Below are 26,098 nucleotides of genomic sequence, written 5' to 3'. Positions count from 1 at the left end.
TACATGTTGCTTGCTACGGTCGCCGTCATCTTCGTCGTTCTGATCCTGCTGTCGATGCCGATCGTGTTCGCGCTCGCGGTCGCCGGCATCGCGGGCCTGTGGATCGGTGGCTATCCGATGCAGCAACTCTCTTCCGCGCTGGTGTCGGGCTCGCAGAGCTGGGTGCTGCTCGCGATCCCGGCTTTTGTTTTTGCCGGCAATCTGATGGAGCGCTGCGGCATGAGCCATGCACTGGTCGAACTGGCTCGGGCCCTGATCGGCTGGGTCAAGGGCGGCTTGGGCATGTCGGTGATCGTCGTCGCCTACTTCTTCTCCGACATCTGCGGGTCGAAAATGGCGGAAGTCTCGGCGCTGGGCTCGGCGTTGATGCCGCCTTTGACCAAGGCCGGCTACGACCGGCGCGACTCCGCCTCCCTGATCGCGGCGGGCACCGCGATGGGCATGCTGGTGCCGCCGGCGATCTTCATGATCGTGATCGCGCAGGTCACCAACACATCGGCGGTGGCGCTGTTTGTCGCCGGATTCATCCCGGCCATGGTGATCATGTTCTGCCTGATGGCGGTGGTCTACATCCGTGCGCGGCAGAAGAACTGGCCGGTCGATACCCGGCCAAGCCTCAAGCGTCTCGGCGAAGCGGCGCTGCATGCCGCGGTGCCAATGGTGGTGCCATTTGTCATTTTGGCCGGTTTCATTCTCGGCATCATCACCGCGACCGAGGCCGGCGCGGTGGTCGCCGGCTACGCTTTCCTTGCGGCAAAGCTCTATTACCGCAACGTCTCCTGGCGCGAGATGGTGAGTATCGCCTATGACAGCGCGATCCTCACCGCGGCTGTGGTATTCCTGCTCGCGGTCGCGTCTGTCTATCAGTATCTGATGGGCGTGAGCGGCGTGCCGCAACTCCTCGGCGACCTGCTATCGCCGCTGAAGGGTCATCCGTGGCTGTTTCTCGCGGTCACCGCTGTTGTCAGCTGCTTGTTCGGCATGGTGCTGGAAGGCTTGCCCGCCGCGGTCGTGCTCATTCCCGTGGTATTTCCAATTTCGGAATCGATGGGCATCGATCCCATTCATTTCAACATCGTCCAGACCGCGGCCGTCGGGATCGGTCTTTTCCTGCCGCCGATGGGCGTCGGACTTCTGATGGCGCTGAGGTTTGCAAAGCTGAACGTCGGCGAGCATTTCCGGACCTATCTGCCCTACATGCTCGCGTTGTTCATTGGGCTTCTGTTGATCATCTGCATTCCCGCGATCAGCCTGACGCTGCCGAGGCTCGCGGGACTGATCCGCTAATCCCTCAACGACGGCCGGAAGTCCTCGGGCGTCGGCCAAGGCCGAGCCCGAAGACTTCACGCATTTTCGCGGGTCAGATCAGGTGCAGGTGACGGAGCTTGCGGATCTCGTCGACGAACCGCTCGATGCCCTGCTTGTCGTAGAGCACCATCAGCCGTTCCGGGCTGAGGTTGGACAGCACGACGTTGCGGAAGAAGTTGTTGTACCGTGACACGTCGCCGGCATCGTATCCGAACTGCGGCGCCACCTCGGCCAGCAGCACCTGGACGGTGGTGACGGCGGGGATGGAGTTGACGAAGTCGGAGTCCGACAGGTTGTGGATCTGATATTCGATGAGCAGGTTGCCCTGCCCCGCAGCGGCGAGGTCGGTGCCTGAGCCAAGTTGAGCCAGCGGCGGCAGACGAAGCTGCCCGTTGTCCTCAACAAGATAGCCCTTCGCGACGGGATCGATCTGCGCGAGGATCGCAGCCGCCCGCAGCCAGTTCACGACCTTGAATTCGTTGCCGAGTGTCGGCGCGGAATGGGCCGAGGCTTGCGTGATCACGACGAGCGGCGAAAGACCGCGCGCCATGGTTTCGGCGATGCTGATGATGTGATGGCCGCCGGTGCGGGAATCGCCGGGCGCGCCGAAATTGTCGTTGGTTCCGGTACCGCCGAAATTCAGCTCGGTGAACTCGGTGCCGTCGGCGTTCCACTGGAACACCATCATCTTTGCCCAATCGTGCCAGATCGGCGCTGCGAGCACGACGTCCTGATTGATGTTGATATCCGCATCATCCCGGTCCCGACTTATGCCGGTCGCGATCGGAAGATCATGCCGGCCGATGATGCCGTATTCGCCGCGATAGGTATCGGCGAAATTGATCGAGCTCTGATCGTTGAAGGATTCATGCACCGCCAAGCCACCGGGATAGGAGTGGTGGCCGCCCAAATTGCTGCCGGGCGTCGCCTTGAACGTCATCGGTAATGTCGGGCACGCCGAACCGTCATTGACAACGGGCGGAAACACGCCGGCCTTGACGCCACCGGTGATGTTGGCGGCATCGTTTGGATTGACGAGATTCTGCGCGACGAGCGTGGCAAGGATCTGGCTCTTGACCGAGTCGGTCACGTGAGCCCGGTGACGGATGCAGGTGTTGGGATTAAGGAAGGAATCCAGCGTCACATTACGAAGCTGGGGCTCTTGAATCCGTTCCGCATTCCGGACCAGGACATCGACAGCCGACTGGACGAGTTGCGATGCAGATCCAATCTGCTGCGCTCGCGTAATTCCAGCGCCAATTTGCGTCTGGTCCGCAGCATTTGCATAAGCGCCGCTGAGCAAAACGGCAAAAAGAGTGACAGCTCCGTGACGAATCAAGGCGGCCTCCATTCTTCATTTCATGGGAAATCGAAGCGCGGAAATTCTTTGCAGGGAGAAACTGCTTCCGCACCGAGCGACGAGACGCTAGCTGCGCGGCATGTCTGTCGCGTGAAGCTTACATGTCCTGCAATTGACCGACATATTGCGACACGATCGAGCGACGCGCGTTGTGTTTGAATCACAACGCAATTTGCGTGGACCGAGCGTCGACCATGTTCATGAACATATTTTCAAGGCGCGCTCGCGCGACGAGCGCACGGCATCAGCGTGATGCGGCCTGCACCTTGCCGCGGATCGGCGCCATCGGCCGCCGCGCTTCACCCGCCTCCAGCACAAAACGCTGATCGAGCGAATACCAGGGCGCCGCGAAGCCAAATTCGTCCGACGGATTGTCGTGACGAACATATTTGCCGATCAGCGCGCGCGTGACGCCGAACTGCACATCGGAATCGATATTGGGATCATCCGGTGAGTAAACCTGCGAGATCAGCGTCTTGAAACCGGGCTTGAACACCATGAAGTGCAGGTGGGCGGGGCGGAAGTTATGGCGGCATGTGGCGCGGACCAAATCCCCAACCGGCCCATCGACCGGAATCGGATAGCCTGCCGGCTTGACGCTGCGGAAATGAAACTTTCCATCTTCACCGGAAATGAAGCGCCCGCGCAGGTTCATCTCGGCCTGCTTGGGGTCCTGGTTTTCATAGAGACCTTCCGGCGAGGAATGCCAGACATCGACCTCGGCGCCCGCGACGGGATGGCCGGCGGGGTCTTCAAGAGACACCGAAACCCGCAGTTCCGCCCCCGGGGTCGGCGAACGCACCAGCGACGCGCCGCTTGCGCAGAGCGGCTGGTCGTCGCGCCAGAACGGTCCGAGCATGTTGGCCTGGGTTTCGGTCTGGCCGTTGTTACCGTTGTTGAGCAGGCAGATCAGCGGCGACACACCGAGCGAGCCCGCCATCAGCATGACCTCGTTGTGGGAGGCCGTCGTCTTGTGGCCGAGTTCGGCGATGACACGCACGGCATCGCCGAACTCGCGCTCGCTCAGGCGGACCTCGCGGACAAAGCCGTGGAGGTGCCGCACCAGCGCCAGCAGTATCTCGCGCAAGCGCGGGTCTTCAACGCGGGAGACGGCCTCTTCCACCGCCTGCGTCACCGTGGCCTGATTTTCGATGATCATGGTCGCCTCCCCGCGCCTGTTTCTCAAATGACAAAGCCGGCGGTCTCGCGACACGCCGGCTTTATCTTATCGCTTGTTTGACTGGCTCCTAAGCCTTCACCAGCGGCCCGCGGGAGGCTGGGCCCTTGGGCCCGCTGCCGCCGCCGGGGCCGTTTGGCTTCGGCTTGCGCGGCGCGGTGCGCTTACGGGTACCCGGCAGCTTCTCCGGCTTCGGCGTGACCGGGCCCTCGACAAAATCGAAGCCGATCTTGTCCTGGGATGTCGCCTCGTCCTTGACCAGCACGACGCGGACATGACCGCCGCCCTTAAGCTTGCCGAACAGCACCTCGTCGGCCAGCGGCTTCTTGATGTGCTCCTGGATAATGCGCGCCATCGGCCGCGCGCCCATCTGTTCGTCGTAACCGTGCTGCACCAGCCAGGCCTTGGCGGGCTCGGACAGTTCAATCGTGACGTCGCGATCGGCGAGCTGCGCCTCGAGCTGAAGCACGAACTTCTCGACCACCATGCCGATCACGTCCGCGTTGAGATGCGCGAACGAGACGATGGCATCGAGGCGGTTGCGGAATTCCGGCGCAAACTGCCGGTTGATCGCCTCGTGGTCGTCGCCTTCGCGCTTCGAGCGCGTGAAGCCGAACGCCTGGCGGGCAAGATCTGCTGCGCCCGCATTCGTGGTCATGATCAGGATCACGTTGCGGAAGTTGACCTGCTTGCCATTATGATCGGTGAGCCGGCCGTGATCCATGATCTGCAACAGCACGTTGTAAAGATCGGGATGCGCCTTCTCGATTTCGTCGAGCAACACCACGCAATGCGGGTGCTGATCGACACCATCGGTGAGCAGGCCGCCCTGGTCGAAGCCGACATAGCCGGGAGGCGCACCGATCAGGCGCGACACGGTGTGCCGTTCCATGTATTCGGACATGTCGAAGCGCAAGAGTTCGACCCCGAGCGAGGCCGCCAACTGCTTCGCCACTTCGGTTTTGCCGACGCCGGTGGGGCCGGAGAACAGGTAGCAGCCGATCGGCTTTTCCGGTTCGCGCAGACCAGCACGCGCCAGCTTGATCGAAGCCGACAGCGACTCGATTGCCTTGTCCTGGCCGAACACCACCCGCTTCAAGGTCTGCTCGAGGTGCTTGAGCACCTCGGCGTCGTCCTTGGAGACGCTCTTGGGCGGAATCCGCGCCATCGTGGCGATGGTCGTTTCGATTTCCTTGATGCCGATGGTCTTCTTGCGCTTGTTTTCGGCGACCAGCATCTGCGCCGCACCGGACTCGTCGATCACGTCAATCGCCTTGTCGGGCAGCTTGCGGTCGTGGATGTAGCGTGACGACAGTTGCACCGCGGCCTCGATGGCCTCGTTGGTGTATTTCAGCCGGTGATAGTCCTCGAAGTAAGGCTTCAGCCCCTTGAGGATCGCAATCGCGTCGTCCACCGTCGGCTCATTGACGTCGATCTTCTGGAAGCGCCGCACCAGTGCGCGGTCCTTCTCGAAGTGCTGGCGATATTCCTTGTACGTTGTCGAGCCCATGCAGCGGATGGTGCCCGAGGCCAAGGCCGGCTTGAGCAAGTTGGAAGCATCCATCGCGCCGCCGGATGTGGCACCGGCGCCGATCACGGTGTGGATCTCGTCAATGAACAGGATTGCGTTCGGATGCGCTTCGAGTTCCTTGAGCACCTGCTTCAAGCGCTCCTCGAAATCACCACGGTAACGCGTGCCGGCCAAAAGCGTACCCATGTCGAGCGAGAACACGGTGGCAGCAGATAATACCTCCGGCACCTCGCTGTCGACGATGCGCTTGGCGAGGCCCTCGGCGATCGCGGTCTTGCCGACGCCGGCTTCACCGACGAACAGCGGGTTGTTCTTCTGCCGGCGGCACAGCACCTGGATGGCGCGGTTGATTTCGGCGTTGCGTCCGATCACCGGATCGATCTTGCCGTCGCGCGCCTTCTTGTTGAGGTTGACGCAATAGGTCTCGAGCGCCTCGCCCTTCTTCTTGGCGTCCTCGTTGCCCTTGGTCTCGGTTTCTTCGTCGACGCCGCGAACCGGGCGCGCCTCGGATACGCCGGGCCGCTTGGCAATGCCGTGGCTGATGTAGTTGACCGCGTCGTAACGCGTCATGTCCTGCTCTTGCAGGAAATAGGCGGCGTGGCTCTCGCGCTCGGCGAAGATCGCGATGAGAACGTTGGCGCCGGTGACCTCTTCGCGGCCCGAGGACTGCACGTGAATCACGGCGCGCTGGATCACGCGCTGGAAGCCGGCCGTCGGCTTGGCGTCGTCGGCGCCGTCGGTCACCAGGTTTTCGAATTCGGTTTCGAGATAGTTGACGAGGCTGGTGCGCAGCTTGTCGAGATCGACGCTGCATGCGCGCATCACGGCCGCGGCGTCACCGTCATCGATCAGCGACAGCAACAGATGTTCGAGCGTCGCATATTGGTGATGACGCTCGTTCGCAATCGCCAGTGCACGATGCAGGGATTGCTCTAGGCTTTGGGAAAAAGTCGGCATTCGCGTCCTCTGTGGCCCCCTGCCATCATGATCGTCGTTGACCGGTGAGGCAACAACAACCTTTGCCGTATAATATAGTTGCGTCCGGCTGTTGCAAAAGACCGGCTCGCGAAGTTCTCCCCGCACGCTAAAGTGAAAGGGTGGGCTCGCCCGTACTTTCGCGGTTAACGCGCCTTACGCGATGCAAGACCCGTTCCGATTTCAAGCTATGAAAAACTGGAATAGGTAGAAAGCCCGGCCTTTTAACCGGGGCGCGACGTCATTTTTTTTCCATCACGCATTGCAGGGGATGCTGATGCTTGCGCGCAAAATCCATCACCTGCGTTACTTTCGTTTCGGCGATTTCGTAGGTGAAAATACCGCATTCGCCGATCCCGTGATGATGGACGTGCAGCATGATCTTGGTCGCGGCCTCGACATCCTTCTGGAAAAACTTTTCCAAGACGTGAACCACGAACTCCATCGGCGTGTAGTCGTCGTTCAGGATCAACACGCGGTAGAGGTTGGGTCGCTTGGTTTTCGGCTTGACCTTGGTAATGACCGAAGTCGCCGGGCCGCCGGTTCCGCCACTGCGGTTTTCATCGTTGGACATTCGCGGAGCGAATGCGGCGATCGACGATGGGTGCGGATCTGGGCTGGTAATCAGACGTAACATGACAGGGGCGCTTGAAGTTCTGGCGTTTGAAGTTGTGTTGGGAAAGCCGAAAAACGACCGCAGAGGTTCTGGAACGACACGAACCAACGGCCAACTCCGAAAGCACCTCCTGACCGTACGGCCCGTGCCGGGCCGTTTTGCGACCTGCCGCGCGAGGGAGAATATGTGTTCAGCTTCGTCCGGCTGCAAGCTTGGAAGATACGCGTAAGCGTCACGATCGCCTGGCTTGCAGCAAACCCGATTCCCTCGGTGGTGTTCCCGAGCAGCTTAGTCAATTCGCTCCGCTTTGACAAAGCAGCGCGTTGCCCTCGCAAACTTGTTGGGGCTGTTTCGCCGCCCGTATCAGACGCGGCTCGCCGCGATTTCGGAGCCACTCCGGTGGGCTGGGCAAGCGAGCGCCTGCATCGCAGCCGGCAGCGTTGTACGCGGCCGGCTACGGCCCGGTGAGGCCTTGCGAGGTTCGGCCCCCTTGCCCACCAGAACCAAGGGACCGGGTTTGCCCGGGTACGGTTTGTGCATTGCACAAGGGGACCTTGCTGGTACATTGAAAACTTCGAATCCCGTGCTTTTCCGCAAGCCTTTCTTAATCATTTGGAAACCGCGGCCTCCTAACCTGATTCCTCAGGTCTGCCCGGCTTGGGGCGGACGCAGAAATCTGTTTGCGAACAGCGTCTTAGCTAGAATGGCGGACTGTCGGCCGGCGGAGCGGAATGAGCCCTTAGCCGGCTTCTGAACAGGGAACGTCACGGGATCGTCGGGCATAATTTGGCCTCACGAACCGGTGATCAAGACAGAAAATGGGACGGGAAAGTTCATGCTTCGAAGCAACCTGGTTACCTCGCGCCGTCTGCGAGTCTGCTCTTTCGGTTTCGTCGCGGTTACTGCCGCCATCACTTTCACCACCGATATCGCCGAGGCGCGCCGTTACCGGCACTATCATCACACCGTACATCATTACCGGTCGCACTCCGAAGACCGTGAGAGCTACAGCCCCTCCTTTTCTCAGATCATCGTCGACGCTAATTCCGGCGCAACGCTGACGTCGAGCAACCCGGACGCCAGCCGCCATCCGGCCTCGCTCACCAAGATCATGACGCTTTATCTGCTGTTCGAGCGCCTCGACTCCGGCAAGATCAAGCTCGACACCGAAATGCCCGTCTCCAGGCACGCTTCCGAACAGGATCCGACCAAGCTTGGATTGCTGCCCGGCCAGACCATCCGCGTCGAGGACGCGATCAAGGGCCTGGTGACGCGCTCTGCCAATGACGCTGCTGTCGTGATTGCCGAAGCGCTCGGCGGCGACGAGGACAACTTCGCCGCGCTGATGACCCGAAAAGCGCACATGCTGGGCATGAGCAAGACCACTTACCGCAACGCCTCCGGCTTGCCCGATGACGAACAGGTGACGAGCGCGCGCGATCAGGCGACGCTCGGCCGCGCGATCCAGGACCGCTTTCCGCGTTATTACCGCTACTTCTCGACCGCCTCGTTTACGTTCCGCGGCCATTCGATCGCCAACCACAATCACCTGTTGGGCAGCGTCGAAGGCGTCGACGGCATCAAGACCGGCTACACGCGCGCCTCCGGCTTCAACCTCGTGACATCGATGCGCCGGGGCAACCGTCATCTGGTCGGCGTCGTCATGGGCGGACGCAGCGGCAGCTCCCGCGACGCCATCATGCGCAACCTTCTGGCCGAAAACCTCGAAAAGGCCTCTAGCAAGCGCACAGTCGCCGCGATCGCCGAACGCGGCTCTCCTGCCGAAAGCAGTGTCGAGGTCGCCAGCGCCGACGATGATGCGCCAGCGGCCGCCCAGGCTACATCCGCTCCGGTTTCGATCGCCCCCGCGCCGCCACGGCCGGCAGCGGCCGCCTCGCTGATGGCGCAGGCGCGCGCCGACGCATCGCAGGCGAAATCGGACATCAAGACCGATCAAACCAAGACCACCGAGCAGGTCAGGACCGAGCCCGCGCCGCTGACCAGCGGTGTGCTGCAGGCCCAGGCGGCGGCTGCGATCCCCGGTTCAGCCGAACCGATGAAGCCGGTGAAGGTGAAGACCGTTCAGATCAAGGCCGGTCAGGTCAAGCTAGCCTCGGCAGGCCCCGTTCAGCCGGCGCCCTCGGTCACCAACGCGATTTCCTCTGCCCCCCGCGCCGACGCCCCAGATGCTTCGACCACGGTCGTTGCCAAGATGGACAGCGCCAAAACCGACAACGTGAAGCCTGACACCAGCGCCGCCAAGCCCGAGGCCCCGCGCGCCGAGCTGCCGCCGCAACCGCCGGGCCATGGTACCGGCAACGGCATTCTGGGCGTTCTGCCCGCCTCCAACCTGCCCGCCTCACAGCCTGCGCAAGCGATGGCCTATGCCGATCCCTGGCCCCGCACCACCCCGCAGCCGCAAAGCGCGCCGCCCGCCAATAACGACAAGCCGGACGCCGCGGTCACCGTCCACAGCGGATGGATCGTCCAGGTCGGCGCGCTTGAAAGCGAAAGCGACGCCCGCCAGCGCATCGATGCCGCACGCAATCAGGCGCATGGCCTCCTGAACAAGGCCGAACCCTTCACCGAGCCGGTCATGGCCAAAGGCGACCGCAAGCTGTTCCGGGCCCGCTTCGCCGGCCTCGACCGCGATCAGGCCGAAGCGGTCTGCAAGACGCTCAAGCGCAGCGACATTTCCTGCATGACGGTTCGTAACTAACCAACCAACTGGACACTGAATGCATTGACGGGCGGCCCTCTTGTTGGGGCCGCCCGTTTCGTTTGCAACTTCTCGTCAAGACTTTCCGGTTAAGCCTTAAGGGGGTGAGCCACGCCGGATAACGGCGGGCGGTAGCGGCGTCAGCGGATGGAAGAAGGCGGCTCGCGGCTTTCTGCGTTTGATGGCGTACCGGAGTTAGTTGTGATGCGTACGAAGCAAAACCTCCTTGGCCTCGTTTACACGGGCAGCGAGGTACGTCGACCCCCCCTGGTCGGGATGCAGTTTCTTCATGAGGGCACGGTGGGCTCGGCCGATTTCGTCGCGCCCCGCTCCCGGCTTCAAGCCAAGGATCTGATAGGCCTCCTCGTCCGTCATTTTGGTGGACGCCGTCGCGCCGCGTTGCCGCCCTGCCGCGTCTCCCTGCGCGTGCTGACGCCAGGCGGGAAACCGGCGGTCCAGATAGCTTTCAAGTAACGGCACGCTTTCGGCGTCCAGTTCGCCAAACATTGCAAGCAGCGCCGGAAGGTCGAAATCTTCCATCGTGCGCCCGGCATGAGGACCAGCAATAATCGTTCCCGTCAGCGCGCCGGTGTCGTGATCCAGCGTCATCTCGAAGAACCGTGAGCGCACGCGCGAGGCTTGACCGCTTGAGCGCGTCCCGCCGCCCCCGAAGATTCCACCGATCGGACCAAAGCCCGGCGTTCCGAACGGCGCCCATCCCAACAGCCCCGCACCGAATATCCCGAGCGGAATAGCGACCGCGAGTTCGCCCTTGATTCCAGTGAAAGCCGCGACCGCAAGCGCCAGCACGCCGCCCACGATCTTGACGGCCCGTGCCAGCACAGCCGGGTTGGCCGCGCGAAACATTTGCAGCAGCAAATAAAGAACGATAACGGCGACGGCGCCTGCGATCAGCGTGGGCATGCCTGCAATATAATTGGCGCGGGCCAAAAAAACATGCCGGTCCCTCACCGTCCCGCCCCGCGTCGTCAAAAAAGCGCGCTGGCGTTGCGCTACGCTGCCCCTCTCACGGTGCAACTCGATCGGAGGCCAACATGGCAGTGCCGGGTTTGACGACCATCAAGAGCAACCACCCGCCCGAGGCGACCATGAGCCGGCTGGAAGCCGCGGTTAAAGCCAAGGGCCTGACGGTGTTTGCCCGCATCGATCACGCCGAGGGCGCCTCGGCCGCCGGTCTCTCGTTGCGGCCGACTGAACTTCTGATCTTCGGGAACGCCAAAGGCGGTACACCGCTGATGCAGGCCATGCAGACGATCGGGATCGACCTTCCGCTCAAGGCGCTGGTCTGGCAGGACGCCTCCGGCGAAACCCGGCTGTCCTGGAACGATCCGGCCTGGCTTGCGACACGGCACGGCGTGAGCGGCGAGGAAGCCGTCGCCGGCAGGCTTGCCGCGTTGCTCGAGGAGCTCGCCAGATCGGCGACCACCTAGTGTGGCGGATCAGAAGTCCGCATCGTTGCTGCCGCGAGTTCGTCATGCGGACTTCTGAGCCAAAGCCACGCTAGATTACTAGTGTCATTTCATCTGGCCAAGCAGATTGGCGGCGCCAACGTCGTTGCGCGAAAGCCGCAGCAGCGCCTCGCGCCCGCCGGCGGCATAAGCGGCAGCGGCGCGCAACAGCTCGCGCAGTTGCGCCGCAGCGCCCGGATCGAACCGCGACCACGCCCCGCCCGTCAGCCGCGCGATTTCCCGAAACGCCTGCTCGACCGCGGCGTCGCGGCCCTCCTGGAACATGAACACCGGCACCTTGAGCAAACCGAGTTCACCGGCCTTCACGCAGAGGTCGTCGACGTTTTCCTCCATGGCATCGCCGACAAACACCACCGCCCTGACGCCGGAGGCCACGGCCTCGCGCCGCGCCTCCGACAGCACCTTGCCGATCTGGGTATTGCCGCCGCGGCAATCGATTTTGCCCATCAGCTTTGCCAGCGTCGCACTGTCGGAAATCCAGTTCGAAGCCCGGCACTCGTCGAGGCCGCGATAATAGATCAGGCGGATGTCGAGGCTGCCGAGCGAAGCCGCCTCGCGGAACATGTCGGCCTGTAACGCGCACGCCATATCCCATGTCGGTTGCCGGCTCATGGTGGCGTCGAGCGCAAAGACGAGCCGTCCCTTGCTGCTGGGCGTAAAGGGCGACATTGCTTTCGCCTTGGCGACGAAGGCGGCGATATCGTCTGACGTCGACGGCTCGCGTTCCGGCAACGAATTGCCGTCACGCCCGCGCGTCACTTCGTGGTCAGACTTTGGATTGGTGGGCTCGCCGGCCATCACATGCTCCCGCAACCCCCAATGTGGGTTGCGGTCTTCAGCCGGTCAATCTCGAGGCAGCGTTAGTTGCCGTTAGTTGCGCGCAACCGGCGCGTAAGGCGCCACCGGACCGGCATCGGTCATGACCGGCGGCTTGCTGGTGTCAGCGGGCCGAAGGTCGCTGTCGTCGTCCAGCATCTTGTCCAGCGTCTCCTGGATCTGCATCTTCGCCTCGTCAGAGCCGGTATCGCGCATATCATTGTGCTGGAACGAGGTGCGCACCACCGTGATCCCCGCCTTCTCGCAGATTTCATCGTCAGGAATGACACCCGGATCGGGCTTGAAGACCGGATCCTTCGAACGGAACGAAATGATCTTGAACCGGCCATCGGTCATGAACGGCACGCGCAGGTTATCCAGCGTGACCACCTTCTTGATCTGTTCGGGATAGAGCTTGGCGAAATACATCGAGATATCGCCGCCATTGGAATGCCCGACCATGGTGAGGTGATCGTAGTCGGCATTGGGCTGGACTTTTTTCAGCTCGTCGATCGCAAAACGAATGTTGGCAACGCCGCGATGGTATTGCGGCAGACGCCCGACGTAGAGCTCGCCGACCTTGGTCACGAGCGGCGCGTCAGTTGCGAGGTCGTGCTGAATGCTCGCCACCATGTAGCCGCGCGCGGCAAACAGATTTGTCAGGAAGGAGTATTCGGTGAATTTGACGGTGTTGCCGTGATTGAGGATCGCCACCGGCAGCTTGACCATGCCGGCATCGGCCTGCAGTTCACGGTCACGACGAACAGCGATGTCAATTTCCACCGGACGGCCGCCCCGCGACTCATCGTGAAACATCAGCGTCTCATGACGGATCGCCCATTTGCTGACGGTGAAGTAGCCTGCGGCCGCCACAGCCGACAGGGAAAGCAGAACGGCAATTCCACGTTTCATGATCGTCCTCTGCCGGCCGCCTGAACTGTCTGAATAACGTCCAGACGTTTCGTCACGTGCCCATAATATAAATTCACACTGCCGTGACAGAAAGACCAAAAATTGGCACTTCACCGCCCGATCATTGTGCGGCGCACTATTTCGCGAGCATTTCCTGTCCCGAAAAGACCGGCCGAACGGAAGCGCAAATGGCCAGTCCGCCATCAAGAGCAGGTTCAGGTTTTGGGTAAAAGCCCGGTAAAACACGGGCTTAGTGAACCGGCCGTGTCACCGGTCCGGACAATTTTAGGAAGGTTTTGGAAGGCACCGACGGGGCAGCGGCCCGATGGCGGGGACAGTGCATTCAGAGCCTGCCAGGGCTCAGGCGCTGATGATGTCGTGCAGTTCCAGCGGCTTGTCGACCTGACCGAACCATTCGGCGCGGTTGGCGGCGCGACGGCGGCCGCGCTCATCCAGAGGCAATTTGAGCTGGCGCAGCAGGCTTGTGACCTCCTCGCGGGCGGTTACATGCCCGAGATTCGGGCGCGTCCCCAGCGTTTCCTCATCGAGGTCGTCAAGCGCGGTCAGGCCGCGCGGGAAAAATTCGCGGTACACGACGCGCTCGGCAAATCCATCGACCGAGCGGAAGCCGAGCCGCAACGACAGCTCGTTCAGTCCGTCGGCAACAAGCTGCTTGTTGCGCGATCCGAGCATCGACAGACGGTTGCGGACGACGATCCAGTCGGTGCTGACGCCGTCGATCTGGCGTCGCTTGCGCCGCGTATCGCGCACCATCTCGGCGTAATGGCTTTCGCCGGTGACCGAATAGGTTTCGGGATCGACGGTTCCAAGGACGTCGAAATCGAGGAAGCTGTCGTTGATCGGCGTGACCAGCGTGTCGGCCATCGAATGCGCCAGCCGCATCAGGTAGCTGTCGGAACCCGGCGTATCGATCACGATGAAATCGAAGCTGTGCTCGACCTCCCTGACCGATTCTTCGAATTGCTCGAATTCGGTCATCTCGTTTTCGGCGATCTGCATGGTCTGGCCGAGCTTGATGCAGCGATGCACCGGGATCTCGAGAGCGAGGCCGGTCCGGCTCGCCCATGCGCGGCGGTTGTTGATGTAGCGGGTGAAGCTTTGCTGGCGGCAATCAAGGTCGATGGTGGCCACCCGCTGGCCGGCTTTCAGCAGAGCGACGGCGATGTGCAACGCGGTAGTGGACTTGCCGGAGCCGCCTTTTTCATTGCCCAGCACTACGACATGAGCCGAGCCTGATTGACCCTGACTAGTCTGTAGCAACATGCCGGTGACTCCCCTTTCGTCATCTTCAAATTCCGCGCGTGCCCGGTCAAGTAAAATGCGCAAACGTCATCGCAAATCGACAGCGAGCCTGCCGTTATGATGAATCGCACGCCTCACCCGGATGCAGGACGCGCGCGGGGCATGCCGATCGGCGACAACGCCGGCTGGCTGTTGCCGCGCTTGGCGACAGACCGCGGAGCTTGATAGAGTCGGGCGGTGTCCCGCTGCCGGGCCGCAACCACTGACGCCCGCCACTCCTCCTCCCCGCCCCGAAGATCGAGACCCGATGCCATCACGCCCCATGATCGCCCGCACCATCCCCGCGCTTCGCCGCGCGCTCGATGGTCTACGTGTCCGGAAAGCCACGATCGCGCTGGTGCCGACCATGGGTGCACTCCATGACGGCCATGTGTCGCTAGTTCGACTGGCGAAGCGGCGCGCACGCAAGGTGGTGGTATCGATCTTCGTCAATCCCACGCAGTTTGCACCCACGGAGGATTACGGGTCCTACCCGCGGACCTGGAAAGAAGACCTCGCCAAGCTGACGGCGGAAGGCGTCGATCTGATCTGGAATCCCGACGTCGGCACCATGTATCCGGACGGCTTCGCGAGCCGGATCCTCACCGAGGGGCCGGCGACGGCGGATCTCGAGGACCGTTTCCGCCCGCACTTTTTCGGCGGCGTCGCCACCGTGGTCGGCAAGTTGTTCACGCAATGCCGGCCTGACGTCGCGATTTTCGGCGAAAAGGACTTCCAGCAATTGCGGGTCGTCGCGCGCATGGCCACCGACCTCGACCTCGGTGTCAAGGTGATTGGTTCCAAAACCGTTCGCGAGCGTGATGGCCTCGCGATGTCGTCCCGCAACGTCTACCTGTCGGCGGAACAACGCCGCGTTGCGCCCACGCTGTTTCAAGCCATGAAGGAAACCGCGCGCCGCTTGCGCGCCGGCGAGGACCTTCAAACCGCGCAAACCCATGCCATCGAAACCATCAGCGCCGCCGGCTTTGCGGTGGACTATTTCGAAACCCGGCACGCCGAAACGCTCGCCCCGGTCACCTCGATCAAGGATGGACCGTTGCGCATCCTGGTCGCCGCCAGGATCGGAACCACACGGCTGATCGACAATATCGCCGTCTGAAGAGTTAGAGCAGTCCGAGATCGCGCAATTCGCGGCGCATTGGTTCGGGCATCGCGGCAACGCCTGATGCCGCCGACTTCGTGAGATCGGGCGGCGCGCTGTTCATGTCAAAATACCGCCATCCCTGGAACGGCCGCATCGGACGCGGCGAAACCGGAATGATCTTCGGCTGCATCACGAGCCGGCACCGGCCGATGCCGTCCTTGTCCCGAAACGGCTCGATGCCGATCAGTTTTTCGCGCGCGGCGATTTCGCCGCGAATCACCCAATAGAGCGAACCGCCGGCAAGGATCTCCTCGACGCGCTTGGGGGTTATCCGCGTCACGTGGACATGGTGGGCCGGCTGGCCCTTCTTTTTGGCGGCCTTCATCCGTTCGGCGACCCAGTCTTTCAGGTCCTTCACGGAATCGCAGCCGACGCAAAGCTTGATGAGATGAAGCGGCATTTTTGCCTAAGTTCAAAGATTGGAATTTGATATTCGCTATCGGCTTGGCCGCAGGCTCGTCAAGCGAATGTCAGGTCCGCTGATAATAGCGGGGATCAATCCGAGGAAGCCGCCGGCGCTGCCGTCGGCGCCAGCGACGTGGCCGGTGCCGGCGGCGGCGTATGGGCTGCCGCCTTTGGCGCGGCCGACTGCTTCTTGGCCGCCGACACGGCTGGCGTTGCCGGCGGCGTCGGTTTCGGCGATGGCGCGGGCGTCGTTGCCACCGTCGCGGGCTGACGCGACGCCGATGCGGTTGAGGGCTCCGCCGTCATGATACTGACAGGCGGCGTCGAGGAGGCGCTCGGAAATTCCGCATTGGTCGGCCTGCCCGTTGGCACGCCAGGAATGAGCGGCGGGATCGCCGCTACCGCCGACGCTGCTGCCGGCGGTGCATTCCAGAGCGGCGAATATCGCGCGATCATCGCCTCGTAGGTCCGTTCCTCGATATTCGCGGCGATGCGGCTGCGGTCGATCAGGGATCTGAACGCGGCGCAATCCGACGGCGTGCAATGGTCACGGGCCACCAGCACCTCGGCCATCAGCCCGTAGCGGTCGTGCTCCACGGCGCGACGCAGCGCCTCGAGAGCCGGCGTCATGCGCTTGTTCGCCGCGACCACGTCGCCATAAGCGGTCAGGAGGGTGATCTGGCGCGCGGCGTAGGACAGTGCCGCCGCGGTTGCCTCCGGGGAACCAAACACGGCCTTTTCGCAGGCAGTCAAAACCGCCTCGCCTGCCAGGTCGTCTACGCAAGAGAGTGCCGGTGTGCTGGCCACGCTCGTCGTCGAAGGCGCACTGTCTTCGGTGGTGCCGGTGCTGCTCAAACCGAAACCCCGAATCGTCGCAGCGAGGGCGATCCCGACGGCCAACAGCGTGATGACGGTCAGCGCCCCATTCGCCACCGACTTTTCCGCCCGCAGCAAGGTGATGAGCACGATGACGGCGAAAAATCCCGCCGCGGCCAATGTGAGCCACATCGGAAATGTGGGCGTACGCCACAGCTGGTCGAGTGTGTTGGCCCAGGCCCAGTTCATGCGCGATATCCCCTAGCGGTCGCTTTCCGAATTTGCGGCTAGGTCAGTAGCGAATGTCAAATCCCCTCCACCGGCGCAGCAAAGGTGCATCGTCATGTGCAGGCTTGCGAAGCAAGCTCCTCTCACAAGACATACGCCTTGCGCGAGATATTTTCGGAAACGCACGCGTACCGCCATGCAGCCGCATGCAGCTTCCAACGCGCCGCACCGGCGTAGTCAGCAACCTACTTCAGCGAACGGGGCCTTTTGACGGCGGGTGAAGCGCAAAACCGCTTCACCGCCGATGCATCCGATCAGGAAATCGCGAGCTGGCTTTCCTTGGCAACCCGCTCGAACACTTCAGTGGAGCTCTTGATCCGGTACTGGCAGTCGTCTCCGTCGGTCGGAAGCAGGCGGATCACTTCGTAAGTTCCGCTCGCGGCCGGACGCGCGACGTTGCTGGCAGTAAAATAGACCGTCTCTCCAACCCTGTACTTATGTGTCAACGCCCATCTCCATTACGCAAATTCGTCAGCTTCTGCGTTTGTCCCCGCTGCTTTGGCTGACTGAAAACTGCGACTTTATAGCACGCTGTTTCACTTTTTGGCCAGCGCGATACGGACATGGCAAATACGACGATTTTGCAGGATTTTCAGTTAGATAAATTGCCGGTAACGGGTGTGGCGGCCGCCCGATTGACGGGTTCCATGGGCACAAAAAACCGCACCTGGGAACCAGAGGTGCGGGCGGGCAAATAATACCGCCGGGCGTTGCAGCCCGGCGGCGGTCAGGCGCTGTTCTTCGAATTCAGGCGCTGTGCGGCAGCTTGCCGTCGGGGCTCGCCTTGTCGACGGCGTTCGGGATCTGATGCGCCAGGATCTGGGTGATCTGGTCGACGGGAATGTTGTACTTGGCTGCGAGCTGCCTGACCGCGTCGCTACCCAGCACTTCTTGCAGTTGCTGCGCGGTGATCGGCAGATTCTGTCCGTTACCGAGCCAGGATTTCACCTGATCGCCAAGACCAGCCTGCTGCAACTTGGCTACGATCGCGGATAATCCGCCCTGGCTACCGCTGCCCAGCACCTCGCTGAGCACAGCCGGTAGAACGGCGCCTCCCAGCTGCCCTAGCGCGCTCTTGAAGGCGGGCGAATTTTCCAGCGAATCGAGAATTCCCATGGTCGAACCCCTTTTGGGTAAATTGAACGACGTCGGTTCCAGATTCAGACTGCTTTTGCATGGCGAGGTCAAGCCGCGAGTTCAGCCCTCAAGACCGTTTTGAAGTCGGGGGTTTTGAATCTCCGGTCCGCTTCGGCCGGCATCACAAATCCATCACATGGGACGCAACAATGCCGACGGATCACCCCCTGCGAAACGGCGGTGCCGGCTCCACATCGGGCGGCCTCGGACCGATGTCCTCGGGCGGGGTGATCTCGTCGGCCTGCGACTTGAGGCGGGCGGCCTTTTGCACCAACAAGGCTGATAGTTCGGGGTTGTTCGTTTGGCGCGCGAAATTCAACAGCGCCGTCATTTGACGCGACAGATACGCCCTTCCGACCATCATCAACCCCCAACAAACAGCTTCAGCCCTCCTAACGCTCGCAGGTGCAAACAGTTTCGTTAAAAGTATAAATATGAATACCACGGGTTCCCGTGGAACCGGGAAGTCAGCCCCGCTCGCGCGCTTGTTTTCTCCGGACAGAAATGATTCGAGAAAATCAGGCGGTTTCGAACTTCTCGATGACGATCGTCTCGGCGAGGCCCGCCTTGGTCCATTCGGCAAACGCGGGCAACGCCATCATCGCGTCCATGTAGCGTTGCGTCTCTTCGCTCACCGCGACCGCGTACGTGCGAAAGCGATGGACCACCGGCGCGAACATCGCATCCGCAGCGCCAAAGCGGCCGAACAGAAACGGCCCGGACCGGCCATAGCGCTTGCGGCAATCGGCCCAGATCTCTTCGATGCGTGCGATGTTGGCGCGCGCATCCTCCGACAACTCGATCGCGCGCACCGGCCGATGCAGGTTCATGCCGCATTCATTGCGGAGCGCCGCAAAGCCCGAATGCATCTCGGCCGAAACCGCCCGCGCGTGCGCGCGGTGGGCTGGATGTTCGGGCCAGAGCCGCTTTTCCGGGAAACGCTCGGCGACGTATTCGATGATCGCAAGCGAATCCCATACCGTGACCTCGCCATCGACCAGGATGGGCACCTTGCCCGCATGCGAGAAGTCGAGAATACGTTGCTTGTCCGCCGCGCCCGTATAGAGCGGAATGAAAATCTCCTCGAACGGGATATCGTTGGCGCGAAGCGCGAGCCACGGCCGCATTGACCACGATGAATAGTTCTTGTTGCCGATCACGAGCTTCAGGGTCATCTCGGTCTATCCTCGGGGATGCGTGTTCAAGACAACCTCAAAAACCACCGCCCGTTGCCGCCGTCAATCTCGCGGCGTGGATTTGGCATTCGCTAGCCACCTAGCGGCAAGTTCGAATAGCGAATGTCCTTTGACTCCAACATTCGCAAATAAGCCCGCGGCGAAGGGATGCGAATGTTGGAATCGGGCCGCTAGCATGGCAGCATCCGCGGACCTCAACAGGGACCACGCATGCGCGACTATCTCGTCGATATCCTGGCGGCCGGGTTTTTCGCCCTCGAATGGGCGGTCTATGCCTACACCCTCGAACGCAGCGCTTACGGGCGCGACAGCCTTTCGGCTCGCATGCATGTCTATCGCGAGGTGTGGATCCGCCGCTTGCTCGACCGCGAGGCCCGAATGGTCGATATGCAGATCATGGCCTCCTTGCAGAACGGAACGGCCTTTTTCGCCTCTTCCAGCCTTATCGCGGTCGGTGGTGCGCTGGCGTTGCTGCGCTCGACCAACGATGCGCTCGCCGTGTTGCAAACGCTTCCGATCGATATGAGCCCCTCGCCGGCGCTGTGGGAGATCAAATGCGTCGGGCTGATTCTGATCTTCATCTACGCGTTTTTCAAATTCGCCTGGGCTTATCGGCTGTTCAACTACGTGGCCATCCTGCTTGGCGCGATGCCACCGGCGTCGCAGCGCGATACGCCGCAGGCCGAAGCGCATGTGATCCGGACCACGCGAATGTTCGAGACGGCGGGACGGCATTTCAACCGCGGACAGCGCGCGTTCTTTTTCGCGCTCGGCTATCTCGGCTGGTTTGTCAGCCCCTGGGTCTTGTTCGCTACAACGGCGGCGGTCGTGATCGTCACCTGGCGGAGACAATTTGCCTCCAACGCCTGGCGGGCGATGGGAAGCTGACGTCTGAAGCGAAAGTCAGGGCTTGGCGAGCGCCGAGAACACGGCGTCGGGTGCGTGCGCGATCACGGCCAGCAGCGCGCGGGCCGGTCCGCGCGGCATGCGCTTGCCCTGCTCCCAATTGCGGATCGTCTCGACGGGAACGCCGAGGCGGCTTGCGAATTCCAACTGGGTCAAACGGACCCGGCGGCGAAGGTCACGCACCGTCGGGGGTGCTTCTACGCCACGCGGCACAGCAAGCGCTGCCTCGGAAACGACCGTGGGCGCTGACGTCTCCATGAAAGGCGCGAGCGGAAACTCCTGCCCGTCCCTCAACTCGACAATGCGTCCATCCGCTTTCAGCCGAAGACGTTGCATTCTCGCCTCATCTCGCGTGCATTGCGGGCCGTCAAAAGCACACGGCATCGGCCCGTTGACATGAGATGATCGCCGATCCGCGTTAAGGTTCGATTAACGATACTTTTTCTCCTTCGGTTTGGCTGGCATTCCAAGGCTATCGAGGTTTCTGCTCATGCAGCGCTGCAATTCATCGTGGCTAGACCGATGCCGTCAGGCGAATATCTCGCCGTCGGCTGTGCTGGTCGGGCTGGCGTTGATCTGGCCCGCTTTGACCGGCGCCGCCCACGCTGCGAGCGCGCCTGACGGGCCGTGCCCGCGTGCAGGCAGCCTTGGCACCTCGCGCATTCTCGGCCTCGATGCCGCCACGACGCCGCGGGTGGGGCTAAAGAGCTTCTCCGAAACGCTGCCACTTGCCGATCACGAGGTCGTTCTGACCTTCGACGATGGCCCCTGGCCCGCTACCACGTCACGGGTGCTCGCCGCACTCGCCCGGGAATGCGTTCACGCCACCTTCTTTCTGATCGGCAGGAACGCTTCTGCGCATCCGGAACTGGCGCGCCGGATCGCATCCGAGGGCCACACCATCGGGACGCACACCTGGTCGCATCCAAGCCTGAAGCGGATCAAGCCGGCAGCTGCGATCGCTGAGATCGATCATGGCATTTCGGCGGTCGAATCGGCGTTGCGGGGAACAGCGACCCCGATCGCACCGTTTTTCCGTTTCCCCGGCTTCGAATCGACGCCGGCAACGCTCGACCTGCTGCAATCGCGCGGAATTGTCGTGTTCGGCGCCGATCTTTGGGCTAGCGACTGGAACAGGATGACGCCGAAGCAGGAATTGCAGCTGATTAGCGAGCGCCTTGCTGCCGCCGGCAAGGGCATTATTCTTTTCCACGACACCAAGGCTCAAACGGCCGCGATGCTGCCGGCCTTCTTGCGGTATCTCCGCGACAACGGCTATCACATCGTTCACGTCAAACCGGCCAGAGCTGCGGCGGCCGGCGGGCACTAAGCCCCCGAAAAACAGGTGTGGACGTCTGGCAATTCAGGCCGCATTCACATTCCAGCGTGGCATGATCGGTTTGGCATGAGTGACGGAAGCTATTTTATGAGTGAGGCGTGGCGTGGCGTTCGGTGGTGGCGGCAGGCTGCTTTGGCTTTGGCCGTGCTCGGTGGTTTTGCTGCCCATGCGGCGCTCGCTGCCGATTGCCCCGGCAATCCCAACGCGCTCGGCGTGTCCCGGACGCTGGTGGTCGATCCGCGCCAGCATCCGCGCATTGGCACCATGCAGTATCCGGAAACGCTGCCGCTGGCCGACCACGAGGTGGTGCTGACATTCGACGACGGGCCGCTGCCGAAGAACAGCAACAAGGTTTTGGATATTCTCGCCGATGAGTGCGTGAAGGCGACCTTCTTCACCATTGGTGGCCAGGCGCGCGCCAATCCGGAAGGCGTGCGCAAGCTGCTGGCCGCGGGCCACACCATCGGCACGCACACTCAGACTCACCCGTTGAGCATGAATCGCATGGCGACCGATCGCGCCAGGCAGGAGATCGAGGACGGTATCGCATCAACGAAAGCCGCTCTCGGCGACAATGCCGATGCGCTGGCGCCGTTTTTCCGGATTCCCGGACTTCTGCGCGCCGACAATGTCGAGGACTACCTTGCCGAACAGGGCATTCAGACCTGGAGCGCCGATTTTCTCGCCGACGACTGGCGGCATATTTCGTCTGCACGTGTCTATGATCTCGCCGTCAGCCGGCTCGAGGCCAAGGGAAAGGGCATCCTGCTGCTTCACGACATCCAGGCGCGCACGGTTGCCGCGCTGCCGCGGATTCTCCAGACGCTGAAAGCGCGCGGCTATCGCATCGTGCACGTGGTGCCGGCGACCGCGGAGCGGCCGGCAACGCCGACAGAGCCGCAGCAGTGGCTGTTCCACCCCGCGCCCGACTCGATCGCTCAATGGCCGCAGGTGCCGAACTTCGTCTTTGTCCATGTCGGCAGCCTTCCCGTGCCGTCGCGCGCCGGCTTCGATTCGGCCGAGGAGTCACCCCTGCTGGGCCAGGCCGCACCGACTCGCGTGCCCTGGCCTGACCCGTCGGAAGTTGTGCCTGGAAACGCGACCGTCACGCTGGCCGCGCCGGCCTCGAGCCTGTTCGAGATCGAAGGCGGCCTTGATGTTGCCCTTCATGGCGCAGCCATGTCGCGCCATGTCCACAAGACCGCCTCCGCGGCGCCCGGGCCCAGCAGACGCCTGTCCCGGCGCGAAGCGCGGCGCCTTGCACTGACCAATGGCCGGCAGGCTCGGCTTGCGCATGCGTCCGACCGTCAAACCCGTCGCGGCGAAGCGCAAACGTCGAGACAAAAGACACGAGCTGCGACGACAACGCGCCGCGGCCCGGTCAAGCGGCTGGTTCAGGTCAGGAAGCGGCGCGTTTAGTTCGTGACGATCTTCGACACGCAAAGCAGTACGATCAGCGCGAGAAACAGCAAATCGATATACGCATTCATCTCGCCCGCATGGCGCAGCCTCGAAACCTCGTTGACCACGAGCTTGCGCTGGGATGCGGCGGAATGCCCCTCTCCTGCCGCGGCCGCGAGACGGCGTGCTTCAACCTCCAGCCGTTCGATGCGCTGATAGAAATAGAACGAGCGCAACGCAGACGCCGCGCGCATCGCGCTGTAGATCAGCACCATGATCGCCACGACGGCGCGCTGGTTATATTTGTCCAGGAAGTTGAGAGTGTAATAGACCAGTATCAGGAACAGGAAGTTGGAAGCGAACCGATAGGCATAGCTCAGAAACTTCATGCGCGTCATCCATCCGGTGCAAGCATGGCCACATGACGCGGACAGCTTCAGGGAACTTTACGGTCTAGTCGCAGCCCAGCCGGTCCGGCGCATGCCCATACGCCGGCGTTGTGACAGCGCAGCACCGGATACGCTGGCAATCGTATCCGGGATCAGCGGCGGTCTAGCGGCTGCGAGCAAGCGTCAACGTGTTTTCCGTACCTGCCCCTTGGCGAGCCGGTGCGGCATTCCCAGATATGCTTTTTGTCATGGTGCGCTCGGAGGGCGCCGAAGATGCAAGTATTTTCAAGACCTTCCGACTTGTCCCAAGAACGTGGGGTGCTTTACCGCGGCCAACGGTACTTTTCAATGCCGAACTATCGCGGAGCCTGTCTAGCTGTCTGAATCCCACGAGAATGCGAAGGTTGATTCGCGCGCCGCCGCACGCTGAGATGTCAACGTTGGTGAGACTCCGGCTCCGCCGTCGCCTCGTCAGGCCACGACCGCCGCAATCTCCTCGAGCAGAATCGCATGTTGTTCCCAGGGAATTCTGTCAACGCTCATTTGTGGCCGTCCTGGGCTATCTACCCGGCTGTCATCCACCAGCCTGCCCAATCTCGACGGCCGCCGACAGCAGGCGATGATCCATATCTCGATGAAAATGGCGCAGTAACGCGGAGGCTTTCTCCGGTTGCAGGCAGGCCATGGCCGCGAGAAGCCCATAGCCCCCCCAATTCGATACCCCGGCCACGATAAGGTAATCGGCCGGCGTCGTAGCTGCGATAACTCGGCCGTTGGGTATTTCCGCCTCGACGACGTCCGCGGGCAAAGACCCCATGCCGATCTCATTGCCACCATCGCCAATCCCGATGGTGATCCAGCGCCGCTGCCAGGTCAGATCGTCGAAAAGGAGATGCAGCGGCGCGGTCTCACCGGACATATCCCATCCATGTTCGCGGTGAGGTTTGCCATCGGCCGCGGGCGAGACACGCTCGATCGCAATGAGATGCGTGATGGGTCGATCGGCACTTTCGAGAGATTTGTGGCCAAAGCTGATCAGTTGAATGAAACACCACGTCTCACCGTTCAGTTCGTCGGAGATCCGCACAGCGCCGAAACTGCCAAAGTATAGGAAGTCTAGGCCAATTGGGCTGGCTGACAGACGCCGTTAACGATTGAGAATCATCGGATGGACTCGATTTCCGGCTTTTTTCAAGCATTGAACTTTTGACGCCGGCTCATCAATTTCCTCGTCGGTGGATGGATGATTCCATGGGAAGCAAGGCGACACCGTCGGAAACCTTGGCGTGGTGGGCGCGTGCGGCTCAGGCTCGGCGCATTGCCTGCCTGCTGTCGCCGCGGGATGCGCAAGTCGCTGAGGCCTACGCGGCTGAATGCGAGGATCATGCGCGAGCGGCTTCATTCCGCGGCGCTCCCTTAGCCAGGCGTTTGGCTGATCGAGTGGCAAACGCGGCAAGAGTTTCGCCGCGACAGATTCTCTTTTGTCAAGATTAGCGACAAATTTGACGACCGCCTGTAGAGAAATGGCGGGTTCGCGATAGCGTAACCCGCCATACTTTCTTATGCAGCCTTGGCGACCTTTTCCGGTCCAGCCTGCTCCATGGCGCGCATATAGAGATCGAGCAGACTCTCGCGTTCATCGCGCTCTTCTTGGTCTTGCTTTCGAAGTTTGACGATCTCCTTAAGGATCTTCACGTCAAACCCTTCGCCCTTGGCTTCCGCAAACACTTCCTTCTTCTGTTCGTTCAGTTCCTGCACTTCGTTGTCTAGATTTTCGATCCGTTCGACGAACGCGCGAATTTTGCTGCCGGGAATGGTGACGTCGGACATGGAGCCTCCCTGGTAAATGGAAGCGCGAAAATGACTGCAAAGAAATAACCATCGCGTTAACGTCAAGCCGGCAAGCGTTCAGGTCCGAAAGGACTGTAGTGTCGAGCCGACGTTCGTTGCAGGTCGCTGCCCGTGAGACGGCGTGGCCGCGCGAGACAGGTTGGGCGTCTTCAACGGAAAAAGCCGGATCGGTCAACGCTTGCGCGCGAGCCGGTCCGGCTTGGGTTTATTTTGGGTCGCTGAACCTCGTCAAGCCGCGGCAAAATCGGCCTCGCGGGTGGCAAAGCGCACGCGCCTTGATGCGTATCAGCTTTTGATGTGCTTCGGCAGTGTTGCCGAAGACCTACTTCTTCTTGGCGGTCTTTTTCTTCTTTGCTTTCGCCTTCTTCGCTTTCTTGGCCATGTTACCCTCCGTTGTCCCACAATTGGTTCAATGCAATTCGAACATCGACTTGCATGCCGATGAGCGTACACCACAATCGAAAAATTGATACGCCGGCTTGCTAACAAGGTAAACGCACGAGCGCACTGTCGCGCTTTCTCCGGCGCGCGAGAGTCGGAGACAATGCCTGTCGTCAGCGCGGCCGGCGCTGCGCATACGTCACCTGCCTGTTAGACGAACAGTCTACGGCAGTGCCGGGCCGGCTCGGCGCCAGCGCGCGCTTATCCGGGGATGTCAGTTTGCCCATTTGGCACAGACCACGCCAGCGAACGTCAATCGTTCGATTTCGGCCCACCATGATAACGGTATGCATTGGTCACTGTCTGCGTCGCCGGATAGGAAGCATTGAAGGCGTGCCGCAGTTGCTGCTCCGAGAGGCGGATCACCGCGGGCCAATCCCGGGTGTGCGGTCCGGCCGCGCTAGCAGGTGCAAGCCCCGAGATTGCAGCCAGCATCGTTATCGATGCCGCAAGGGCGATATTTTTCGTCAACATGGCTCTGTTCCTTTGCCCAGGAGATGCGCATCGGGGCATAGGAATGCGAGCGTGGATCACATATCCGATTATAGACGTGTCATA

General features: G+C 61.8%; 28 protein-coding genes. 9 read left to right on the top strand and 19 right to left on the bottom strand.

The genetic code is table 11. The features are described from left to right. Positions 1 to 3: 3 nt before the first annotated feature. Positions 4 to 1,287 carry a TRAP transporter large permease gene (locus BUA38_RS30555; protein ID WP_072823874.1) on the top strand — a complete coding sequence of 428 codons (1,284 nt, stop codon included), beginning with the start codon at positions 4 to 6 and terminating at the stop codon, positions 1,285 to 1,287. Between the two features lie 73 nt (positions 1,288 to 1,360). Here BUA38_RS30555 and BUA38_RS30550 read toward each other — a convergent pair whose 3' ends face one another. Beyond that, positions 1,361 to 2,398: a hypothetical protein gene (locus BUA38_RS30550; RefSeq protein ID WP_156898807.1), complete on the bottom strand. Its 1,038-nt coding sequence runs from the start codon at positions 2,396 to 2,398 to the stop codon at positions 1,361 to 1,363. On the opposite strand from BUA38_RS30550, the gene BUA38_RS37725 reads away from it, so the two are divergent. Beyond that, a complete protein-coding gene (locus tag BUA38_RS37725; RefSeq protein WP_172806119.1) occupies positions 2,399 to 2,827 on the top strand; it encodes a hypothetical protein in 429 nt (142 codons plus the stop codon). Between the two features lie 85 nt (positions 2,828 to 2,912). On the opposite strand, the gene BUA38_RS30545 is transcribed toward BUA38_RS37725, so the two are convergent. The 3 genes from BUA38_RS30545 to clpS form a co-directional block, all read right to left on the bottom strand. Continuing rightward, positions 2,913 to 3,827, bottom strand: a complete 915-nt coding sequence (locus BUA38_RS30545; protein ID WP_072823870.1) for a dioxygenase — start codon at positions 3,825 to 3,827, stop codon at positions 2,913 to 2,915. Positions 3,828 to 3,915: 88 nt separating this feature from the next. Then, entirely contained in the window at positions 3,916 to 6,333 is a 2,418-nt protein-coding gene (gene clpA, locus BUA38_RS30540) for an ATP-dependent Clp protease ATP-binding subunit ClpA (protein WP_072823868.1), read from the bottom strand. 259 nt (positions 6,334 to 6,592) lie between these two features. Beyond that, on the bottom strand, positions 6,593 to 6,925 hold the full coding sequence (gene clpS, locus BUA38_RS30535; protein ID WP_072823866.1) for an ATP-dependent Clp protease adapter ClpS: 333 nt from the start codon (positions 6,923 to 6,925) through the stop codon (positions 6,593 to 6,595). A gap of 877 nt (positions 6,926 to 7,802) precedes the next feature. Between clpS and BUA38_RS30530 the strand changes: the two genes are divergently transcribed. Continuing rightward, positions 7,803 to 9,686 carry a serine hydrolase gene (locus BUA38_RS30530; RefSeq protein WP_072823864.1) on the top strand — a complete coding sequence of 628 codons (1,884 nt, stop codon included), beginning with the start codon at positions 7,803 to 7,805 and terminating at the stop codon, positions 9,684 to 9,686. 195 nt (positions 9,687 to 9,881) lie between these two features. Here the strand turns inward: BUA38_RS30530 and BUA38_RS30525 are convergent, their stop codons facing one another. Beyond that, a complete protein-coding gene (locus tag BUA38_RS30525) occupies positions 9,882 to 10,610 on the bottom strand; it encodes a DnaJ domain-containing protein (RefSeq protein WP_072826561.1) in 729 nt (242 codons plus the stop codon). 131 nt (positions 10,611 to 10,741) lie between these two features. Here BUA38_RS30525 and BUA38_RS30520 point away from each other — a divergent pair, with 131 nt between their 5' ends. After that, a complete protein-coding gene (locus BUA38_RS30520) occupies positions 10,742 to 11,137 on the top strand; it encodes a DUF302 domain-containing protein (RefSeq protein ID WP_072823862.1) in 396 nt (131 codons plus the stop codon). Between the two features lie 84 nt (positions 11,138 to 11,221). Here BUA38_RS30520 and BUA38_RS30515 read toward each other — a convergent pair whose 3' ends face one another. From BUA38_RS30515 to BUA38_RS30505, 3 genes are all read right to left on the bottom strand, one after another. Next, on the bottom strand, positions 11,222 to 11,974 hold the full coding sequence (locus BUA38_RS30515; RefSeq protein WP_072823860.1) for a hypothetical protein: 753 nt from the start codon (positions 11,972 to 11,974) through the stop codon (positions 11,222 to 11,224). A 72-nt stretch (positions 11,975 to 12,046) separates the two neighbouring features. Further along, entirely contained in the window at positions 12,047 to 12,904 is an 858-nt protein-coding gene (locus tag BUA38_RS30510; protein ID WP_072823858.1) for an alpha/beta fold hydrolase, read from the bottom strand. A gap of 360 nt (positions 12,905 to 13,264) precedes the next feature. Beyond that, positions 13,265 to 14,188: a division plane positioning ATPase MipZ gene (locus BUA38_RS30505; RefSeq protein WP_072823856.1), complete on the bottom strand. Its 924-nt coding sequence runs from the start codon at positions 14,186 to 14,188 to the stop codon at positions 13,265 to 13,267. A 286-nt stretch (positions 14,189 to 14,474) separates the two neighbouring features. Between BUA38_RS30505 and panC the strand changes: the two genes are divergently transcribed. Beyond that, positions 14,475 to 15,326 carry a pantoate--beta-alanine ligase gene (panC, locus tag BUA38_RS30500; protein WP_072823854.1) on the top strand — a complete coding sequence of 284 codons (852 nt, stop codon included), beginning with the start codon at positions 14,475 to 14,477 and terminating at the stop codon, positions 15,324 to 15,326. A gap of 4 nt (positions 15,327 to 15,330) precedes the next feature. Here the strand turns inward: panC and BUA38_RS30495 are convergent, their stop codons facing one another. The 3 genes from BUA38_RS30495 to BUA38_RS30485 form a co-directional block, all read right to left on the bottom strand. Further along, positions 15,331 to 15,771, bottom strand: coding sequence for a DUF1489 family protein (locus tag BUA38_RS30495; protein WP_072823852.1), 441 nt, complete (start codon positions 15,769 to 15,771; stop codon positions 15,331 to 15,333). Positions 15,772 to 15,866: 95 nt separating this feature from the next. Beyond that, on the bottom strand, positions 15,867 to 16,841 hold the full coding sequence (locus tag BUA38_RS30490) for a hypothetical protein (RefSeq protein WP_072823850.1): 975 nt from the start codon (positions 16,839 to 16,841) through the stop codon (positions 15,867 to 15,869). Positions 16,842 to 17,134: 293 nt separating this feature from the next. After that, the gene (locus BUA38_RS30485) at positions 17,135 to 17,326 is read right to left on the bottom strand and encodes a hypothetical protein (RefSeq protein ID WP_072823848.1); all 192 of its coding nucleotides are present in this window, start codon (positions 17,324 to 17,326) and stop codon (positions 17,135 to 17,137) included. Between the two features lie 117 nt (positions 17,327 to 17,443). Between BUA38_RS30485 and BUA38_RS38565 the strand changes: the two genes are divergently transcribed. Then, on the top strand, positions 17,444 to 17,578 hold the full coding sequence (locus tag BUA38_RS38565) for a hypothetical protein (RefSeq protein WP_276328150.1): 135 nt from the start codon (positions 17,444 to 17,446) through the stop codon (positions 17,576 to 17,578). 49 nt (positions 17,579 to 17,627) lie between these two features. On the opposite strand, the gene BUA38_RS30480 is transcribed toward BUA38_RS38565, so the two are convergent. The 3 genes from BUA38_RS30480 to BUA38_RS30470 form a co-directional block, all read right to left on the bottom strand. Beyond that, positions 17,628 to 17,996: a YidB family protein gene (locus BUA38_RS30480; protein WP_072823846.1), complete on the bottom strand. Its 369-nt coding sequence runs from the start codon at positions 17,994 to 17,996 to the stop codon at positions 17,628 to 17,630. Positions 17,997 to 18,177: 181 nt separating this feature from the next. Then, positions 18,178 to 18,378, bottom strand: coding sequence for a hypothetical protein (locus BUA38_RS30475; protein WP_072826560.1), 201 nt, complete (start codon positions 18,376 to 18,378; stop codon positions 18,178 to 18,180). 157 nt (positions 18,379 to 18,535) lie between these two features. Beyond that, the gene (locus tag BUA38_RS30470) at positions 18,536 to 19,192 is read right to left on the bottom strand and encodes a glutathione S-transferase family protein (RefSeq protein WP_072823844.1); all 657 of its coding nucleotides are present in this window, start codon (positions 19,190 to 19,192) and stop codon (positions 18,536 to 18,538) included. Positions 19,193 to 19,423: 231 nt separating this feature from the next. Here BUA38_RS30470 and BUA38_RS30465 point away from each other — a divergent pair, with 231 nt between their 5' ends. Then, positions 19,424 to 20,101: a DUF599 domain-containing protein gene (locus BUA38_RS30465; protein ID WP_072823842.1), complete on the top strand. Its 678-nt coding sequence runs from the start codon at positions 19,424 to 19,426 to the stop codon at positions 20,099 to 20,101. 15 nt (positions 20,102 to 20,116) lie between these two features. Here the strand turns inward: BUA38_RS30465 and BUA38_RS30460 are convergent, their stop codons facing one another. After that, positions 20,117 to 20,455, bottom strand: a complete 339-nt coding sequence (locus tag BUA38_RS30460; RefSeq protein WP_072823840.1) for a helix-turn-helix domain-containing protein — start codon at positions 20,453 to 20,455, stop codon at positions 20,117 to 20,119. 154 nt (positions 20,456 to 20,609) lie between these two features. Between BUA38_RS30460 and BUA38_RS30455 the strand changes: the two genes are divergently transcribed. Continuing rightward, a complete protein-coding gene (locus BUA38_RS30455) occupies positions 20,610 to 21,449 on the top strand; it encodes a polysaccharide deacetylase family protein (protein ID WP_083587843.1) in 840 nt (279 codons plus the stop codon). 96 nt (positions 21,450 to 21,545) lie between these two features. Next, the gene (locus BUA38_RS30450; protein ID WP_083588115.1) at positions 21,546 to 22,877 is read left to right on the top strand and encodes a polysaccharide deacetylase family protein; all 1,332 of its coding nucleotides are present in this window, start codon (positions 21,546 to 21,548) and stop codon (positions 22,875 to 22,877) included. Here the strand turns inward: BUA38_RS30450 and BUA38_RS30445 are convergent. From BUA38_RS30445 to BUA38_RS30430, 4 genes are all read right to left on the bottom strand, one after another. Then, positions 22,874 to 23,248: a hypothetical protein gene (locus tag BUA38_RS30445; protein ID WP_072826558.1), complete on the bottom strand. Its 375-nt coding sequence runs from the start codon at positions 23,246 to 23,248 to the stop codon at positions 22,874 to 22,876. The two genes, BUA38_RS30450 and BUA38_RS30445, sit on opposite strands and share 4 nt — an antisense overlap. 574 nt (positions 23,249 to 23,822) lie before the next feature. Beyond that, positions 23,823 to 24,335, bottom strand: a complete 513-nt coding sequence (locus tag BUA38_RS30440; protein ID WP_072823838.1) for a glutamate cyclase domain-containing protein — start codon at positions 24,333 to 24,335, stop codon at positions 23,823 to 23,825. 473 nt (positions 24,336 to 24,808) lie between these two features. After that, on the bottom strand, positions 24,809 to 25,078 hold the full coding sequence (locus BUA38_RS30435) for a DUF2312 domain-containing protein (RefSeq protein ID WP_072823836.1): 270 nt from the start codon (positions 25,076 to 25,078) through the stop codon (positions 24,809 to 24,811). 714 nt (positions 25,079 to 25,792) lie between these two features. Then, positions 25,793 to 26,014, bottom strand: a complete 222-nt coding sequence (locus BUA38_RS30430) for a hypothetical protein (protein ID WP_072823834.1) — start codon at positions 26,012 to 26,014, stop codon at positions 25,793 to 25,795. Positions 26,015 to 26,098 lie beyond the last annotated feature (84 nt).

It is taken from the genome of Bradyrhizobium erythrophlei (assembly GCF_900142985.1).
Classification (GTDB): domain Bacteria; phylum Pseudomonadota; class Alphaproteobacteria; order Rhizobiales; family Xanthobacteraceae; genus Bradyrhizobium; species Bradyrhizobium erythrophlei_B.
The sequence above is the reverse complement of the archived record's forward strand: the minus strand, read 5'-3'. Positions and strand labels throughout refer to the sequence as shown.